Source organism: Herbaspirillum huttiense (genome assembly GCF_047300815.1).
Classification (GTDB): Bacteria; Pseudomonadota; Gammaproteobacteria; order Burkholderiales; family Burkholderiaceae_D; genus Herbaspirillum; species Herbaspirillum huttiense_A.
This window is the reverse complement of sequence record NZ_CP178608.1, coordinates 482,359-498,779: the sequence shown is the minus strand read 5'-3', so window position 1 is coordinate 498,779 and position 16,421 is coordinate 482,359. Positions and strand designations below refer to the sequence as shown.

General features: G+C 63.1%; 13 protein-coding genes. 6 read left to right on the top strand and 7 right to left on the bottom strand.

The genetic code is table 11. The features are described from left to right. Positions 1-67: 67 nt before the first annotated feature. From ACLRDN_RS02335 to polA, 5 genes are all read right to left on the bottom strand, one after another. Complete coding sequence (locus tag ACLRDN_RS02335) at positions 68-1,057, bottom strand: ABC transporter substrate-binding protein (RefSeq protein ID WP_413458803.1); 990 nt, start codon at positions 1,055-1,057, stop codon at positions 68-70. Between the two features lie 61 nt (positions 1,058-1,118). Then, positions 1,119-2,138: a PDR/VanB family oxidoreductase gene (locus tag ACLRDN_RS02330; RefSeq protein ID WP_413458802.1), complete on the bottom strand. Its 1,020-nt coding sequence runs from the start codon at positions 2,136-2,138 to the stop codon at positions 1,119-1,121. A gap of 401 nt (positions 2,139-2,539) precedes the next feature. Beyond that, positions 2,540-3,424: a dienelactone hydrolase family protein gene (locus ACLRDN_RS02325; RefSeq protein ID WP_058894097.1), complete on the bottom strand. Its 885-nt coding sequence runs from the start codon at positions 3,422-3,424 to the stop codon at positions 2,540-2,542. Between the two features lie 211 nt (positions 3,425-3,635). Then, the gene (locus ACLRDN_RS02320; protein WP_413458801.1) at positions 3,636-5,333 is read right to left on the bottom strand and encodes a methyl-accepting chemotaxis protein; all 1,698 of its coding nucleotides are present in this window, start codon (positions 5,331-5,333) and stop codon (positions 3,636-3,638) included. A 373-nt stretch (positions 5,334-5,706) separates the two neighbouring features. Then, positions 5,707-8,469, bottom strand: coding sequence for a DNA polymerase I (gene polA, locus ACLRDN_RS02315; protein ID WP_413458800.1), 2,763 nt, complete (start codon positions 8,467-8,469; stop codon positions 5,707-5,709). On the opposite strand from polA, the gene ACLRDN_RS02310 reads away from it, so the two are divergent. From ACLRDN_RS02310 to ACLRDN_RS02285, 6 genes are all read left to right on the top strand, one after another. Next, positions 8,470-9,216 carry a TIGR00730 family Rossman fold protein gene (locus ACLRDN_RS02310; RefSeq protein WP_039789301.1) on the top strand — a complete coding sequence of 249 codons (747 nt, stop codon included), beginning with the start codon at positions 8,470-8,472 and terminating at the stop codon, positions 9,214-9,216. Between the two features lie 212 nt (positions 9,217-9,428). Next, entirely contained in the window at positions 9,429-10,124 is a 696-nt protein-coding gene (locus ACLRDN_RS02305; RefSeq protein WP_413458799.1) for a hypothetical protein, read from the top strand. 149 nt (positions 10,125-10,273) lie between these two features. Next, entirely contained in the window at positions 10,274-10,711 is a 438-nt protein-coding gene (locus ACLRDN_RS02300; protein WP_413458798.1) for a hypothetical protein, read from the top strand. Between the two features lie 184 nt (positions 10,712-10,895). After that, on the top strand, positions 10,896-11,849 hold the full coding sequence (locus tag ACLRDN_RS02295; RefSeq protein WP_413458797.1) for a homoserine kinase: 954 nt from the start codon (positions 10,896-10,898) through the stop codon (positions 11,847-11,849). A gap of 11 nt (positions 11,850-11,860) precedes the next feature. Continuing rightward, positions 11,861-12,664, top strand: coding sequence for a BPSS1780 family membrane protein (locus ACLRDN_RS02290; protein ID WP_413458796.1), 804 nt, complete (start codon positions 11,861-11,863; stop codon positions 12,662-12,664). Between the two features lie 159 nt (positions 12,665-12,823). After that, complete coding sequence (locus ACLRDN_RS02285) at positions 12,824-14,386, top strand: methyl-accepting chemotaxis protein (RefSeq protein ID WP_413458795.1); 1,563 nt, start codon at positions 12,824-12,826, stop codon at positions 14,384-14,386. 42 nt (positions 14,387-14,428) lie between these two features. On the opposite strand, the gene ACLRDN_RS02280 is transcribed toward ACLRDN_RS02285, so the two are convergent. Both ACLRDN_RS02280 and xylB read right to left on the bottom strand, forming a co-directional pair. Then, positions 14,429-14,890 (bottom strand): GNAT family N-acetyltransferase, encoded by a 462-nt coding sequence (locus tag ACLRDN_RS02280; RefSeq protein WP_413458794.1) that lies wholly within the window; start codon positions 14,888-14,890, stop codon positions 14,429-14,431. 19 nt (positions 14,891-14,909) lie between these two features. Then, positions 14,910-16,382, bottom strand: a complete 1,473-nt coding sequence (xylB, locus tag ACLRDN_RS02275; protein WP_413458793.1) for a xylulokinase — start codon at positions 16,380-16,382, stop codon at positions 14,910-14,912. Between the last annotated feature and the right edge of the window lie 39 nt (positions 16,383-16,421).

The following is a 16,421-nucleotide window of genomic DNA, read 5'->3' as shown; positions in this document are numbered from 1 at the left end:
CGTCCTCACGCTAAGGAGATCGCTGATGCGGACAACACATGGCAGCAGCGACCAGCGGGTCACAACATCAGGGCATGACCTTCATGTCCTTGACGAACTGGGTGGTGTAGGCCTTGTGATAATCGGTACCCGCCTTGAGCAGCCCGGTGGCGACCATGACGTCATAGGTCTGTTTCCAGCGCTCATCGGTCATCACGCCGATGCCCAGCTTGGCCGCATCCCCCCCGGTGACGACCTTGAGTTCCTTGAGCTTGCCCAGCGCATAGGCCAGTTGCTCATCCCCCATGTTCTTGTTGTCGGCCTTGATGAGGGCATTGGCCGCTGCCGGATCTTCCAGGTAGCTCTTCCAGCCTTCGGCGGTGGCCTTGACGAAGCGCTGCACCAGGTCAGGCTTGGTGGCCACCGTCTTCTGTAGCGTGACGATGGTGGTGCCATAGGGCGGATAGCCATCGCTGGCGAAGAGGAAGAACTTGCTCTTCACGCCGGCCTTGTCGGCCTGGAACAGTTCGGACGAAGGATAGGCCTGCTGCGCGATATTGGGATCTGCAAAGAAGGGCTGCAGGTTGAAGGTGTAGGCTTTGGACTGCGCATCGGTGTAGCCATACTTGGACTTGAGCCACGGCCACCAGCTCGACTGGCCCGAGCCCGCGACCAGGATGGTCTTGCTCTTCAGGCCGCCCAGGCTGCTGACATCGTCGTGCGTCATCATGCCCTGCAGGTCGGACTGGAAGGACGTCCCCACGGTCACCAGCGGCAGCCCCTGCTCGATGCCCTTCATCACGGCGAAGTCATAGCCCATGCTGAAGTCAGCCTGCCCGGCCACCAGGATCTGCATGTTGTTGACCTGCGGACCACCCATCTTGATGGTCACGTCCATCCCATATTTTTTATAGATACCCTTGGCCACCGCCTGGTAGAAGCCGCCGTGCTCGGCCTGCGCATACCAGTTCGACAGCAGCGTGACCTTGTCCTCGGCGAGGGCCAGGCCCGTCACCGACAGGGCAGCCGCGCCCAGCCACAGCGCGGCCAGCTGCCGCAGGAATGTCCGCTTTTGCATCGATTGCTTCTTCATAGCCTTCCTCTCCAGGTGGGTTGAACTTGCTTTGCGTGCTAACCAATTACAGATCCAGAACCAATCGCGTGCCGGCACAGCGCGATACGCAGGGCAGGATGCGGCGGCCACTGGCGCGTTCGGCGTCAGAGAGCACGCTGTCGCGATGCAGGGGCTGGCCTTCCAGCACGGTGCTCTCGCAACTGCCGCAGAACCCTTCGCCGCAGGAGGTGCCGATGACCACGCCCAGTTGCGCGGCGGCAGCGACGATGCTCTGGCCGGGCTGCACCTCGCAGCGCAGGCCGGAACGGTGCAGGACCAGTTCGAAGACGTGCTCTTCGGCCTGAGCCTGCGCGGCGGATTGCGTTTCGGCATTGGCCATCACGGGCGCCGCGAACCATTCGAAATGAATGTCCTGCTCGCGCCAGCCCGCCCGTTGCGCATGACGGCGCGCGGCTTCGATGAAAGGTGCAGGTCCGCACACGTAGAGCGGCGACGAAGACGGCACGGCGGCAAGGGCCGCTGCAATGGCGCGCTCGGTCTCACTACCGTCCAGCCCCAGGTGCAGCGACATGCCTTGCGAACAGGCGGCCAGTTCATGGAAAAACGCGGCGTGTGCCAGGCTGCGCGCGAAGTAATGCAGGCGATGACGCCGGCCCTGCGCGGCCATCTCGGCGGCCATCGCATGCAGCGGCGTGATGCCGATACCAGCGGCCAGCAGCAGCGGCGCACGCGGGTCGGCGATGAGGGGAAAGGCATTGACGGGAGACGATGCGCTGATCGAATCGCCCTCCTGCACCTGTTCATGCAGATAGGCGGAACCACCGCGCGAATCGCTCTCGCGCTTGACGGCAATCACGTAGCAGTCGCGTTGTTGCGGCGTATTGCAGAGGGAATAGGCACGCACCAGACCGTCCTGCAGATGCAGGCGCAAGTGCGCGCCCGGCGTCCAGGGCGGCAACGCGGCGTGGTCTTGCGCCACCAGTTCAAGGAGACGAATCCCTTCGGCCGCGTGACGCACTGCCCTCACCCGCAAACGCAGCGTGGTGGCGGCACTGCCGTTGAAACGATCGGTGACGGCGTTCATCGCCCACCTCGGATGGCATTGCCGGAAAGGGAATCGATCAAGGGAAATGCTGCGAAAAACGGCAACACAGAATGAGAGGGCGCTCGGGCAATGTGCATGGTCTCGTGTCCTGTCAAAAGAGAGGGACCATCGGAAGGCTCCGATGGCATCACGAGCAATGCCCCGCAAGAAGGTAAGTGTCTTCGTTACCGACTGCTAGCCGCTTCTACTCAATCGCTTCTTTAGCAAACGGCGTGCCAAGGCCGGCAGCGCCGTAAACCCATGTGTACTTACTGAGATTCAATGAAAAAGGGACGGAAAATTCCGTCCCTTTGCCTGCGCGCTGCACATCTTGGTGCGCCCTGCCTTGATCTGCATCAGAAGCGCACCAACAAGAAGCTCGCTGAATTATTGCATCAGCATCAGGCCACGCCATGCTGCTTGAAGAAGGCCACGACCTTGCTCCACGCATCCTTGGCATCCGCCTCCACATAGCTGGGGCGGTAGTCGGCGTTGAAGGCGTGGCCCGAATTGGCGTACACGTGGAATTCGGATTTGTTGCCCGCCTTCTGCAGGGCTTCCTTCATCTGCTCCACGGTGGAAACCGGGATGCCCTGGTCCTTGCCGCCGTAGAGGCCGATGACCGGCGTCTTCAGCGTCGGCGCGATATCGATGGGCTGCTGCGGGAACAGCGCGGTCTTGTCGCCCACCAGGCGGCCATACCAGGCGGCTCCGGCCTTGACCTGGGGGTTGTGGGCGCTGTAGAGCCACACGATGCGGCCGCCCCAGCAGAAGCCGTTGATGCCCAGGCGCTTGATGTCGCCGCCGTTCTCGCCGGCCCACTTTACATAGGCATCGATGTCGCCCATCACCTGCGCATCGGGGACCTTGGAAATGATTTCCTTCTGCAGCTCGGCAATGGAGGTGTAGGCCATGGGATTGCCCTGGCGCACGAAGAAGTCCGGCGCGATGGCCAGGTAGCCCAGCTTGGCGAAACGGCGCGCGATGTCGGCGATGTGCTCATGCACGCCGAAGATCTCGGAGACCACGATGATGACCGGCAGTCCGGTCTTGCCCTCGGGCTGGGCGCGATAGGCCGGCACGCGCTGGCCGTTGACCTCGATGGAGACCTCGCCTGCGGTCAGGCCCTGGGTATCGGTCTTGATCATGGTCTGGGCGCACACCGGCAGCACGGCGGCGGCAAAGCCGGTACCCAGGGCGGTCTTGAGGAAGGTGCGGCGATCAGCGTTGCCGGACAGGTTGCTCTGGCCCAGCAGGCTGTTGAAATCATTGCGAAGGTCGTTCATCGGGTTCTCCATCTTGGTGGCACTTGGCCTCGTTGTGGTGGAAGTGATGGTGATGCGGGGGAGCGCCAACATGAAAAAGCGGTCCTTGCAGACCGCTTTCATGGCACCGGACAAGCTGGTATTTTTCGCACGCTGGCTTCATCCCCTGCCGGAGTCTAACCGCAATCGGCAGAACGTGTTGAGCGCGGCTTGACCAGGTTTTGACCCTGCTTCATCCCTGCACCGCCAGTGCCGCATTGCCGCCCGGCAGCTCCGGCGCACCGGGCGTGACGTCGACGACGCGCTCAGCCGAAGCCGGTTGTGCATAAGTTGCAGAAGTGGACGAAGTCACGCGCGCCTGTGTCGCATCGATGCGGAACACGCTCACCAGTTGCTGCAACCCGGCTGCCTGTTCCTGCAGCTGGCGGGCAGCCGCCGCTGCCTGTTCGACCAGGGCGGCGTTCTGCTGGGTCATGTCGTCGATCTGGATGATGGCCTCGTTGACCTGTTCGATGCCGCTGCTCTGCTCGCGGTTGGCGTGGGTGATCTCGGTCATCACGTCGGTGACGCGGCGGATGCTGGTGACGATCTCGGTCATGGTGCTGCCGGCCTGCTCGACCAGCTTGCTGCCGTTTTCCACCTTGCCGACCGAGTCGCCGATGAGCACCTTGATTTCCTTGGCGGCCGAGGCCGAGCGCTGCGCCAGCGAACGCACTTCGGACGCCACCACCGCAAAGCCGCGCCCCTGCTCGCCCGCACGCGCCGCTTCCACTGCGGCATTGAGCGCGAGGATATTGGTCTGGAAGGCGATGCCATCGATCACGCTGACGATGTCGGCCACCTTCTGCGAGGAGGCATTGATGGATTGCATGGTCTCCACCACCTGCGAGACGATGCTGCCACCCTGCACCGCCACGTCGGAGGCGGCCAGCGCCAGGTCGTTGGCCTGGTGGGCGTTCTCGGCATTCTGTTTGACGGTGGAATTGAGCTGCTCCATGGAGGAGGCAGTCTCTTCCAGCGCACCGGCCTGCTGCTCGGTGCGGCCGGAAAGGTCGAGGTTGCCGCGTGCAATTTCGGTGGAGGCGGTGGTGATGGTTTCAGAACCGCGCCGCACTTCCGAGACGATCGCGGCCAGCTTGTCGCGCATCACGCGCATGGCCGCCAGCAGGCTGTCGCTGTCACCGGCGCGGGTATCGATCACCACCGCCAGATCGCCTTCGGCAATCTGGCCGGCGATCTGCACCGCGTAGTCCGGTTCGCCACCCAGCTTGCGCAGCAGCTGGCGCGTGATCCAGATCGCTGCCAGGATCGCGGTGACCACGCCGATGGCGCTGATGAGCAGCATCAGCAGGCGCGCACGGGAATAGGCGGCGGCGCTGCTGTCGGCGGCTTCGCGGTTGAGCTTGTCTTCCAGTGCGGCCAGCGCCTTCAGTTCGACCTGCCAGGATTTCTGCACCGGCAGGTATTGCTCCTTCAGGAATTGCGCCAGCTCATAGGCTTCGCGGCGCTTGCCGAATTCGACGGCTTCGTTGATGAGCTTCTCGGCGGTCGCGGCCTGCGCCTGGATCTTGGGCAGGGCCGCCTTTTCTTCCTCGGAGGTGTCGGCGGAGTCGGCAAAGAGCTGTTGCAGCTTCTGCGCGGCGACCTTGTATTTCTGGGTCTGGCCTTCGATGTATTGCGCCTCGATGTCCACGTCTTCGGGCGCGGCGGGCAGCATGAGGTTGCGCAGCGAGATGGAGCGCTCGCCCACCGTCTCCAGCATCTCCTTGACCAGTGCGCTCTCGGGATTCTTGACCTCCACCACGTGGGTGAAGCGTCCCTGTACCTGGTGCATGTTGTAGATGCCGAAGCCGGTCACCAGCACCAGCAGCAAGACCACCCACGCAAACCCCAGCCCCAGGCGCGTACCTACCTTCATTCCTGACTTCATGACGTCTCCTCCCATGTGTTCATCGGAGGCCGGACGGAAAGACGGAGATGACAACGGCCACGGACCGCATGCGGTCATGGCCGGTAATGAATGTGCTTGTCCCCTGCCTTCCTGCCTCAGCCTCGGTTGCCCGGACCCCGTCCGGTACCACCCAGGGCGTCATCCCGTCTTTGTTCGTCTGCGGTTGCGACGCCGGTCTGCTTGTCTTGTCATTCAGGTGCTGGCTTGGACGGCGGTGCTGACCCCTGCTGACCACGCGGGTCGCGTCAGGGCGTGAGCTTGCCTTCCTGCCAATCTTGCTTTTTACCCAATCCTTCACGCCCCACGCTGGAGGGCGGCGCAAAGCCGCGTGTTTCCGGAGGGGGTGTGAAGATTAATGCGCTTCGTCCCAATTCTTACCGATTCCGACCTCGGCAAGCAAGGGAACTTTCAGCTCCGCAACATTTTTCATCAATTCAGGCAGCTTTTCACGCACCACCGCCAGCTCATCCTGGGGCACTTCCAGCACCAGTTCATCGTGGACCTGCATGATCATGCGGCTCTTCATGCCGGTCGACTCCAGCCAGTCCTGCACGGCGATCATGGCCAGCTTGATGAGGTCGGCGGCAGTGCCCTGCATGGGCGCATTGATCGCCGCGCGCTCGGCGCCTTGCCGGCGCGGGCCATTGGGCGAGTTGATCTCGGGCAGCCACAGGCGGCGGCCGAAGACGGTTTCCACGTAGCCGCGCGCCTTGGCCTGCAGGCGCGTTTCATCCATGTAGCGCTTCACGCCCGAGAAGCGCATGAAGTACTTGTCGATGTACATCTGCGCGGCAGAACGTTCGATGCCCAGGTTGCCGGCCAGGCCGAAGGCGCTCATGCCGTAGATCAGGCCGAAGTTGATGACCTTGGCATAGCGGCGCTGCTCGGACTCGACCTGCTCGGGCGCGATGCCGAAGATTTCGGCGGCGGTGGCCTTGTGGATGTCTTCGTTGTTGGCGAAGGCCTTCAGCATGTTCTCGTCTTCGGAGATGTGCGCCATGATGCGCAGCTCGATCTGCGAATAGTCGGCCGAGACGATCACGCAGCCTTCGGGGGCGACGAAGGCTTCGCGGATGCGGCGGCCTTCGGGCGTACGGATCGGGATGTTCTGCAGGTTCGGTTCGTTGGAGGACAGGCGGCCAGTGACTGCCACCGCCTGTGCATAGTTGGTATGCACGCGGCCGGTGGCCGGGTTGATCATCTTGGGCAGCTTGTCGGTATAGGTGGACTTGAGCTTGGCCAGGCCGCGATAGTCCAGCAGCACTTTGGGCAGCGGATAATCCTCGGCCAGTTTCTGCAGCACTTCCTCATCGGTGGACGGTGCGCCCGAGGCGGTCTTCTTGACCACCGGCAGCTCCAGCTTGCCAAACAGGATCTCGCCCAGCTGCTTGGGCGAATTCAGGTTGAAAGGCTGGCCGGCCAGGTCGTAGGCCTGCTGTTCGATTTCCAGCATGCGTTTGCCGAGATCGTGCGATTGCTGGCCCAGGCGCTCGCTGTCGATCAGCACGCCATTGCGTTCGATCTTTTGCAGCACCACCGAGGTCGGGACTTCGATCTTCTCGTAGATGAAGCGCAGCTTGTCATCATGCTCGATCTGCGGCCACATGGCGTGATGCAGGGCCAGCGTGACTTCCGCATCTTCGGCGGCGTATTCGGTGGCGCGTTCGATGGCTACTTCATTGAATCCGATCTGGGACGCACCCTTGCCGCACACTTCGGCATAGGTGATGGTCTTGCGCTCCAGGTGGCGCGCGGCCAGGCTGTCCATGTCGTGCGGACGATGTGATTCGAAGACATAGGATTCCAGCAGCGTGTCGTGCTTCACGCCGGCCAGACGTACGCCGTAGTTGGCGAAGATGTGGCTGTCGTATTTCAGGTGCTGGCCGAGCTTGGGCTTGCTGGCGTCTTCCAGCCAGGGCTTCAGTTTGGCGAGCACATGCTCGCGCGACAATTGTGCGGGCGCGTCCTGGTAGGTGTGTGCCACCGGAATGTAGGCAGCACGGCCCGGCTCGCAACACAGCGAGATGCCGACCAGCTCGGCCTGCATCGCATCCAGCGAGGTGGTCTCGGTATCGACGGCGGTCAGTTCGGCGGCGTTGATGGCGGCGATCCACTGATCCAGTTGTGCATCGGTGAGCACGGTCTCGTACTCGACCTTGGGCGCAGGGGCGAAGAGGCCACCCTGGGCCGGCGCTTCCAGTGCCGCCGCGGCGCTGGCACCAACCAGCGGGGCCTTGGCACCGGTGGGCTCGCTGCCCTCGCCCAGTTCGCGCAGCCAGGTGCGGAAGTTGTAGCGGGTGAAGAGATCCTTGAGCACTTCCTTGTCGACCGGCTGCATGGTCAGCGATTCGAGGATGGACTTCATGTGCTCCGACAGATCGCAATCGGTCTTGACGGTGACCAGCACGCGGCCTTGCGGCAGCCAGTCCAGGGCTTTGCGCAGATTTTCGCCAACCACGCCGCTGATCTTGTCGGCATTGGCCATGACGCCATCGAGCGAGCCATAGGCGGAGAGCCACTTCACGGCGGTCTTGGGACCGCACTTTTCGACGCCGGGCACGTTGTCGACGGTGTCGCCGATGAGGCTCAGGTAATCGACGATGCGCTCGGGCGGCACGCCGAATTTTGCAGTCACGCCGGCAATGTCGAGAACTTCATTGCTCATCGTGTTGACCAAGGTAACGTGTTCGTTGACCAATTGAGCCATGTCCTTGTCGCCGGTGGAGACGATGGTGTCCAGTCCGGCGGCGGTGGCTTGTACCGAGAGCGTACCGATGACGTCATCGGCCTCGATGCCCTCGACCATCAGGATCGGCCAGCCCAGGGCGCGCACGGCGGCGTGGATCGGTTCGATCTGCAATGCCAGGTCTTCCGGCATGGATTTGCGGGTGGCCTTGTAGTCGGGATAGAGATCATCACGGAAGGTCTTGCCCTTGGCGTCGAACACACAGGCAACGTAACTTGCGGGATAATCGTTGCGCAGTCGGCGCAGCATATTGATGATGCCGTACAGCGCACCGGTGGGCGCGCCTTCCGCGTTACGCATATCGGGCAGTGCATGGAAGGCCCGATAGAGGTAACTGGAACCATCAACTAACAACAAGGTTTTTTGCATATGGAACAGAGAGGAAAAAATGTCCCGCGTCTGCGGGAGGTGGGGGACATCGAACGCGCGACGGCCAAGAAGGCGCGCGAGTCGTGGCATGTACTCACGATTATGGCAGAATTCATCGAATCGACCGAACGTCTCTCCGAGCTGCGTCCTGCCGTTTCCATCTTCGGTTCTGCCCGGATCAAGCCCGACAATCCCCATTATCAACTGTGTGTGGAGATCGCCCGTCTGATCTCCGACGCCGGCTATGCCGTCATCTCCGGCGGCGGCCCCGGCATCATGGAGGCTGCCAACAAGGGCGCCTACGAAGGCGCTTCGCCCTCGGTGGGCCTGAACATCGAACTGCCGCACGAACAGCACGGCAATGCCTGGCAGGACATCTCGCTGTCCTTCCGCCATTTCTTCGCGCGCAAGGTAGCGTTCGTGAAATACGCCGATGCCTACGTGGTGCTGCCGGGCGGTTTCGGCACCCTCGATGAGCTGACCGAAGCACTGACCCTCATGCAGACCGGCAAGTCGCGCATGATGCCGGTGATCCTGGTGGGCAGCGAGTTCTGGGCCGGCCTGGTGGACTGGATCAAGACCCGCCTGGTGGACGACGGCATGATTTCGCCCAAGGACGTGAACCTGCTGCAGGTGATCGACGAACCTGCCGAAGTGCTGGCAGCGATCCAGAAATTCCACGCCGAGAAGTCCAAACCGGCGGAAACCCAGCAGGAGGCGGAGCGGCAGAGCGGGATGTATCTGTAACCCTCCCGCTCTCGTTGTCCCTTCGAAGGCCGGCGCGCAGCCATGCGTGCCGGCCTTTTTCTTTGCCACGCGCCAGGCCGCATCGCGCCATCGATAAGCGAAACAAAGTTCACTTCCCCTCACCAACGTACGATTTTAAACAACCGTTCAAGAATTCATGATGCAAGGCAACTACATGAAGGTTCCCTCCATTCTCCTACCTTTGCATCGCCATGCCCGTCGCCCGCGCCTATTTCACGCAGCTCTTGCTGAGCACGCTCCATGCGGCGCTGTTGCTGTGCATGCCGCCCCTGGCCGCAGGCGCCACCCTGCTGCTGCTGCCCTACGAGCTGCTGCAGCAATGGGGATGGAATCACTGGCACAGCGCGCTGCAGCAGCATCGTGAAACGCTTTACTGGCTGGCAGCCATGCTCATGGCGGCCACCCTGGCCTGGTTCTATTACGGCATGGGCCGCATCATCGTGCTGGCCAAACCGCGCTGGCGTCCGGCCTACCAGACCACCACCCTGCTGTACATGCTGGTGATGAGCTATGGCGTGGCCATCGCGGTAGTCACCGCCACCCGCCCGCACTACCAGCAATGCGCGATGTACACCGAAAAACTCAACGGCGGCCAGCGCCACTATCGCGGCGAACATTTCATGGTCGAGCTGTGCGGCACCGGCAGCAATGCGGACCGGCGCGATCACATCCGCCTGCGCATCTTCGATGAGCAGGGCCGCTGGCGCGCGGTACGTTACTTCACCGTGCACTGGGGCGGCCCCTACCCGCAGCTGATCGACTACGCCCGCGACCACCTGGCCTACTTCGACGCCAGCGAAGGCGAAGAGGAAGATTTCGTCAAAGTCGTCCCCATGCCGCCCACCCTGGCCGATTGGCTCAGTACCCGTATCCCGCTGCTGGACTAGCGCCGCACGTGGGGCACACGTAAAGCGGCTCCCCGCACTCGCGTTCTTCTGTTGCCTTATTGATCATTCCCATGAAGAAACGCGAGGGTCCCGCCTTGATGGTTTGCTACAATGAAGAAAACGACACCCCCCTTTTTCTTCACAAGATCATGAAACCATCCCAACTCCGGTTCAAAGAGTCCCTGGCAGCCGTGCTGCTGTGCGCATCGGCTGGCCTGGCCGCACCGCTGGCCGTAGCGCAAACGCCGCCTGCCGGCCTGGCCGCCCAGCCGGCCCCGCCGCCGCCCGAACTGGAGAAGCTGGAAGAAGGCGAACCGCCGGCCGTGACCATCCGCAAGCCGGGCGAAGACAGCCGCACCCAAGGCAACAGCATCAAGGAACGCCGCGACCACGGCCAGACCAAGGAAATCGAAGTCAAGTCCGGTCCCAGCACCTACTACGTGCGTCCCAACCCGCAACTGGGCGGCTCCACCCCGGGCGACGCACAAAGCCCGCCGCCGAGCTCGGCCCAATGGAAGGTCGGCGAGTTCGACTGGGGCGTCAAGAAGCCCCAGGAAGGCGACACCGACGGCACCACCAAGAAGTGATCCCGTGATCGCGCCCCTCGCTACGCGGTGAGGGTGCGCCATCCACAGCGATCAAGCGCATCACCCGGCCGCACTGCGCGGCCGGTTCAGGAACAGGAAGGACGGCGCATCTGCCCTCCCCCTCGCGCAGCGGCCGGACTTGCCGGCAGCGCGCCCCAGCCAGCATCCTCTATTCATTTTCGTCATGGCAGTCTTTACACCGGTCAGTCTGGAACAACTCTCGGACTGGATTGAACAATTCCCGCTCGGCCGCGCCACCTCGATCAAGGGCATCTCCTCGGGCATCGAAAACAGCAACTTCTTCATCGGCACGGAGCAAGGCGAATACGTGCTGACGCTGTTCGAGAAACTGCATATCGAACAGTTGCCCTTCTACCTGGAACTGATGCGCCACCTGGCGCAGCGCGGCATCCCGGTGCCGGCGCCAGTGCCCAATGACAAGGGCGCCATCGTCAACCTGCTCAACGACAAGCCGGCGGCCATCGTCAGCAAGCTCGAAGGGCAGTCGCAGCTGGATCCGCAACCGGTGCACTGCGCCGCGCTGGGCGACATGCTCGCGCGCATGCACCTGGCAGCCAAGGATTTCAAGATCCTGCAGCCCAACCTGCGTGGCCTGGCCTGGTGGCTGGAAACCACCCCGGCGGTACTGCCCTTCCTGCCGGCCGAGCTGGGCCAGCTGCTGGCCAGCGAAGTGCAATACCAGAAGGACTTCGCCGCCACCCCCGACTACCGTGCCCTGCCGCGCGGACCGGTGCATGCGGACCTGTTCCGCAACAATGCGATGTTCGTGGGCGAACAGCTCTCGGGTATCTTCGATTTCTATTTCGCCGGCTGCGATACCTGGCTCTTCGACCTGGCCGTCACCGTCAATGACTGGTGCGTGGACCTGGAGACGGGCGTGCTCGACACTGCCCGCAGCGAAGCCATGCTGGCCGCCTATCGTGCCGTGCGTCCGTTCTCGGAGGCCGAACGCATCGCCTGGCAGCCCATGCTGCGTGCCGCCGCGCTGCGCTTCTGGCTCTCGCGCCTGTACGACTTCTACCTGCCGCGCGAAGCCGAAATGCTCACGCCGCACGATCCCACGCACTTCGAACGCATCCTGCGCCTGCGCATCCAGGATGCGCCACCGGCGCTGTAACCACTGGAGCTATGGAAAAGATCCCCGCACACACCGGCTGGTCCTGGGTCAAACAGGGCTTTGTCCTGTTCAGAAAACAACCGGCCGAGATCTCGACGCTGTTCCTGGCCTACATGTTCCTGATGCTGGCCCTGGGCATCATCCCGGTGCTCGGCCAGATGCTGCCGCTGATCCTGATCCCGCTGTTCTCGATGTCCTTCATGCAGGCCTGCGCGCAGATCGAGCGGGGTGAACGGGTCTTCCCCAACCTGCTGTTGATCGCTTTTCGCAACCCGGCGCGCAATACGCTCTTGAAGCTCGGCCTGCTCTACCTGCTGGTGGCCACGCTGGTGGTGGCGGCCTCGGCCCTGGCCGATGGCGGCACCTTCTGGAAAGCCATGATGGGCGGTGGCCTGTCGACCCAGGAACTGGAAAGCGCCGCCGGCAGCATGCGCATCGCCATGCTGGTGGCAGCTGCCCTCTACGTGCCGGCGGCGATGGCCTTCTGGTATGCGGCGCCCCTGATCATGTGGCAGCAGATGCCGCTGGGGAAGGCGCTGTTCTACAGCTTCTTCACCGTGCGCCGGGCCGGCCGGGCCTTCCTGGTCTACGGCCTGGCCTGGATCGTGATCGCCATCGTGGTGCCCACGGTCATCAGCATGGCCATCACGCTGCTGACCGGCAGCATTGCGGTGGTGTTCTTCATCCTGCTGCCGATCTCGATAATATTGACGGTCATCATGTACTGTTCCTTCTATCCGACCTACACTAGCGTCTTCGGAAAGCCCCGCAGAGGGTCCGACAGCCCGCACAACGGAGACAATCCCATCGTCTGACGCGTCATTCCCGTCAGGCAGGACCTTGCGCCAGGCTGTCGCTGCCTGGCGCGCCTGGTCCGACGTGTTCGCAAGGGAGAGGCGAACACCTTCGGCACCACCGCCCGCCCCCGCCAGCTGGACTTTCCAACAACACAGCTTCTTACACGGGGGTATCAGATGCGCATGAACATGCCGGTCACAGGGCAGGAACGCCTGCTCATCGATGGCAAGGCCATCGTTTCCAAGACCGATCTCCAGGGCAACATCACCTACGTCAATCCTTACTTCATCGAGATCAGCGGTTTCGAGGAAGAGGAATTGCTGGGCGCGCCGCAAAACCTGATCCGCCATCCGGACATGCCGCCGGAGGCCTTCGCCGACATGTGGGCCACCATCAAGGGCGGCACCCCCTGGACCGGACTGGTCAAGAATCGCAGCAAGAGCGGCGACCATTACTGGGTGCGTGCCAACGTGACGCCCATCCGCGAGAGCGGCCAGGTGGTCGGCTACATGTCGGTCCGCACCAAGCCCGAACGCGCGGCGGTGGAAGCGGCCGAGAAACTTTACGCAAGCATGCGCCGTGGCCAGGCCAAGGGTATTGCCCTGCATCGTGGTGAAGTGGTCCGTACCGGACTGGCCGGATGGCTGGGCAAACTCGGGCGCATGCAGTTGAACACCCGCCTGAACTGGTCGATGGGCGTGATGCTGGCGATCCAGATCGCCGTCGTACTGGCCGGCATGATGGCGCTGCACCAGTGGTGGATCAGCGCGCTGGCGGCGGCGTCAGCGCTGCTGTCCATCGTGCAGTGGATCGCCCTGCGCGCCGCGCTCATCAAACCGCTGCAGCAGGCGCTCGATATCACCCACGCCATCACCGGGGGCGACCTCTCGGTGCGCATCGAGACCGGCCGCCATGATGAACTGGGCCGCCTGCTGGCCTCGCTGCGCCAGATGAACGTGAACCTGACCGCCATCATCGGCGACGTGCGTTCCAACGTCGAGACCATCAACCTGGCGACCCGTGAAATCGCCACCGGCAACATGGATCTCTCACGCCGCACTGAACAGCAAGCCGCGAATCTGGAAGAAACGGCATCGAGCATGCACCAGCTGGCCGGCACCGTGCGCCAGAATGCGGATCACGCGGGCCAGGCCAACGAGCTGGCCGGGACCGCATCGTCCATTGCCATGCGCGGCGGCGATGCCGTGGCCAGTACCGGCACGACGATGAACGAGATCAGCGAATCCTCCAACAAGATCGTGGACATCATCAGCCTGATCGACAGCATCGCCTTCCAGACCAATATCCTGGCGCTCAATGCGGCGGTGGAAGCGGCACGCGCCGGCGAACAGGGACGCGGCTTTGCGGTGGTGGCCTCGGAAGTGCGCATGCTGGCGCAGCGCTCGGCCGCGGCGGCCAAGGAGATCAAGCAGTTGATCGACGACTCGGTGGCCAAGGTGGAAGTAGGCAATCGCCAGGTCGAGCAGGCCAGCAGCACCATGCGCGACATCGTGGCCTCGGTGCAGCGGGTCTCGGGCATCATGAGCGAGATCAACGAGGCGACCCAGCAGCAGAGTGCGGGCATCAACCAGGTGCATGAAGCCATCACGCAGATGGATGCCAGCACCCAGCAGAATGCCTCGCTGGTGGAAGAAGCGGCGGCCGCGGCCACCAGCCTGGAAGAGCAGACCATGCGCCTGCTGCAGGCCATTTCGGTGTTCAAGTTCAACCGGCGATGAGGCGCTACCGCCCGGGCAGCGGATCTACAGCGGGAGGCTCAATCAGGGCTGGTCAGCTCCCTCCAGCACTTGGTGATAAGTGATATAGACTTGCTCCCGCTCATAGCCCAGCGCTTCGTAAAGCCGCTGGGCGGTCACGTTGGTCGTGGCGGTATCGAGAGTGATCCTTTGCGCTCCCCGCGCGCTGAAGTGATCGCGAAGGTACTGCATCAGCCTGCGGCCATGGCCTTGCTGGCGCGCAGTGTGAATGACATACAGGTCGGAGAGATACTGGTAAGGACGCATGCTCAGTGAACAGGTTGCGGGATAGCACTGCGCGAAAGCAAGCGCGCTTCCCGCGTCATCAATCAGCAAGAACATCGAAGACCGCCGCAGCCGCAAGTTCTCTTCCAGAAAGTGACGACATGCCGGCAAGTCGTCCTCATATTCATAGAAAATCCGGTAATCGTTGAACAAGCCGGCCAGGATATCGAGCTGGGCTTCACTGCATTCGATGACCTGCATATTTCTCCTCTGATTGAAGTTAAGCGCCCTCCCCATACAAGGGCGCAAACGGCGCATAGATCGCCCGATAGCGTTGCAGCCGCACCTGCAAGGCCGCATGCCGTGCCGCATCGGGCTGGTACAGCGCCTGCTGTGCCGGCTTGCGGCACACCTCGGCTTCATCGCCGCCATCGGCCAGCCAGGCCAGGCGCGCCGCACCCAGCGCACCACCGGCCTCGCTGCCCACATGGGTGACGATGCGCACCTGCAGCGCATCGGCCAGCAACTGTGCCCAATAAACGCTGCGCGCACCACCTCCTACCAGCGACAATTCGGCCACATCCGTGCCCGCTGCGCGCAGCGCATCGAGTCCATCCACCATGCCGAAGGCCACGCCTTCCAGCACCGCATAGCCGAGTGCAGCGCGCTGGTGTTCGGGTGTGAGCCCGTGGAAGACGCCGGTAGCATAAGGATCGTTGTGCGGGGTGCGCTCACCTGACAGGTAAGGCAGGAACAGCGGCGCATTGTTGCGCGCTTCCTCGTCGAGCTGTTCGATCTCGGCCAGGAGGCTCTTCTCATCCACGGAACACAAGCGGCAGAACCAGCGCAGGCAACTGGCCGCCGAGAGCATCACGCTCATCTGGTGCCAGCGCTGCGGCAGGGTATGGCAGAAGGCGTGAATGGCCCGCCCCGGATTCGGACGGAAACGGTCATTGACCACGAACAGCACACCGGAAGTACCCAGCGAGAGGAAGCCATCCCCGGGCTTGACCGCACCGATGCCCACCGCACTGGCCGCGCCATCACCGGCACCACCGGCCACGATCACGTCCGCACGCAAGCCCCAGGCCTGCGCCACTTCCGGCAGCAGCGTGCCGGAGACCGCACTGCCATCGACCAGCGCCGGCATCTGATCGCGCCGCATGCCGGAGGCGGCCAGCAATTCGTCGGACCAGTTGCGGCCTTCCACATCCAGCCACAGCGTGCCGGCGGCGTCCGAGGGATCGCACACCTTGCGCCCGGTCATCATGAAACGCAGCCAATCCTTGGGCAGCAGCACGGTCGCGATGCGCGCAAACAGTTGCGGTTCATGGCGCGCCACCCACAACAGCTTGGGCGCGGTAAAGCCCGGCATGGCCAGGTTGCCGGCGATGCCATGCAGGCGCGGGGCGCGGCGTTCCAGCTCGGCGCATTCGGGGGCACTGCGCGAATCGCTCCAGAGGATGGCCGGACGCAGCACCGCATCCTGCGCATCCATGAGCACCGCACCATGCATCTGCCCGGACAGGCCGATGGCGCGGATGCGGCCGAAGCGCTCACTGCCGAGCTGCTCGCGCAGCTTGTCCACGGTGGCACAGGTGGCCTGCCACCAGTGGTCCGGACTCTGCTCGGACCAGCGCGGATGCGGACGCGACACCGTCAGCGTACTGCCGGCCAGTGCCAGCAGCGCGCCCGTCTCATCGATCACCACCGCCTTGACCTCGGACGTACCCAGGTCGATCCCAAGATACATGGTGCTCCTCGTTATTCGTTATTGAATGGCAATTCTATG

Bases quoted from the DNA above. Each gene is read 5' to 3' on its own strand.
- ACLRDN_RS02320 (WP_413458801.1), bottom strand. From the start codon at position 5,333: ATGAAGTCAGGAATGAAGGTAGGTACGCGCCTGGGGCTGGGGTTTGCG.
- ACLRDN_RS02295 (WP_413458797.1), top strand. From the start codon at position 10,896: ATGGCAGTCTTTACACCGGTCAGTCTGGAACAACTCTCGGACTGGATT.
- polA (WP_413458800.1), bottom strand. From the start codon at position 8,469: ATGCAAAAAACCTTGTTGTTAGTTGATGGTTCCAGTTACCTCTATCGG.
- ACLRDN_RS02290 (WP_413458796.1), top strand. From the start codon at position 11,861: ATGGAAAAGATCCCCGCACACACCGGCTGGTCCTGGGTCAAACAGGGC.
- ACLRDN_RS02305 (WP_413458799.1), top strand. From the start codon at position 9,429: ATGCCCGTCGCCCGCGCCTATTTCACGCAGCTCTTGCTGAGCACGCTC.
- ACLRDN_RS02285 (WP_413458795.1), top strand. From the start codon at position 12,824: ATGCGCATGAACATGCCGGTCACAGGGCAGGAACGCCTGCTCATCGAT.
- ACLRDN_RS02330 (WP_413458802.1), bottom strand. From the start codon at position 2,138: ATGAACGCCGTCACCGATCGTTTCAACGGCAGTGCCGCCACCACGCTG.
- ACLRDN_RS02325 (WP_058894097.1), bottom strand. From the start codon at position 3,424: ATGAACGACCTTCGCAATGATTTCAACAGCCTGCTGGGCCAGAGCAAC.
- ACLRDN_RS02280 (WP_413458794.1), bottom strand. From the start codon at position 14,890: ATGCAGGTCATCGAATGCAGTGAAGCCCAGCTCGATATCCTGGCCGGC.
- ACLRDN_RS02335 (WP_413458803.1), bottom strand. From the start codon at position 1,057: ATGCAAAAGCGGACATTCCTGCGGCAGCTGGCCGCGCTGTGGCTGGGC.
- xylB (WP_413458793.1), bottom strand. From the start codon at position 16,382: ATGTATCTTGGGATCGACCTGGGTACGTCCGAGGTCAAGGCGGTGGTG.
- ACLRDN_RS02300 (WP_413458798.1), top strand. From the start codon at position 10,274: ATGAAACCATCCCAACTCCGGTTCAAAGAGTCCCTGGCAGCCGTGCTG.
- ACLRDN_RS02310 (WP_039789301.1), top strand. From the start codon at position 8,470: ATGGAACAGAGAGGAAAAAATGTCCCGCGTCTGCGGGAGGTGGGGGAC.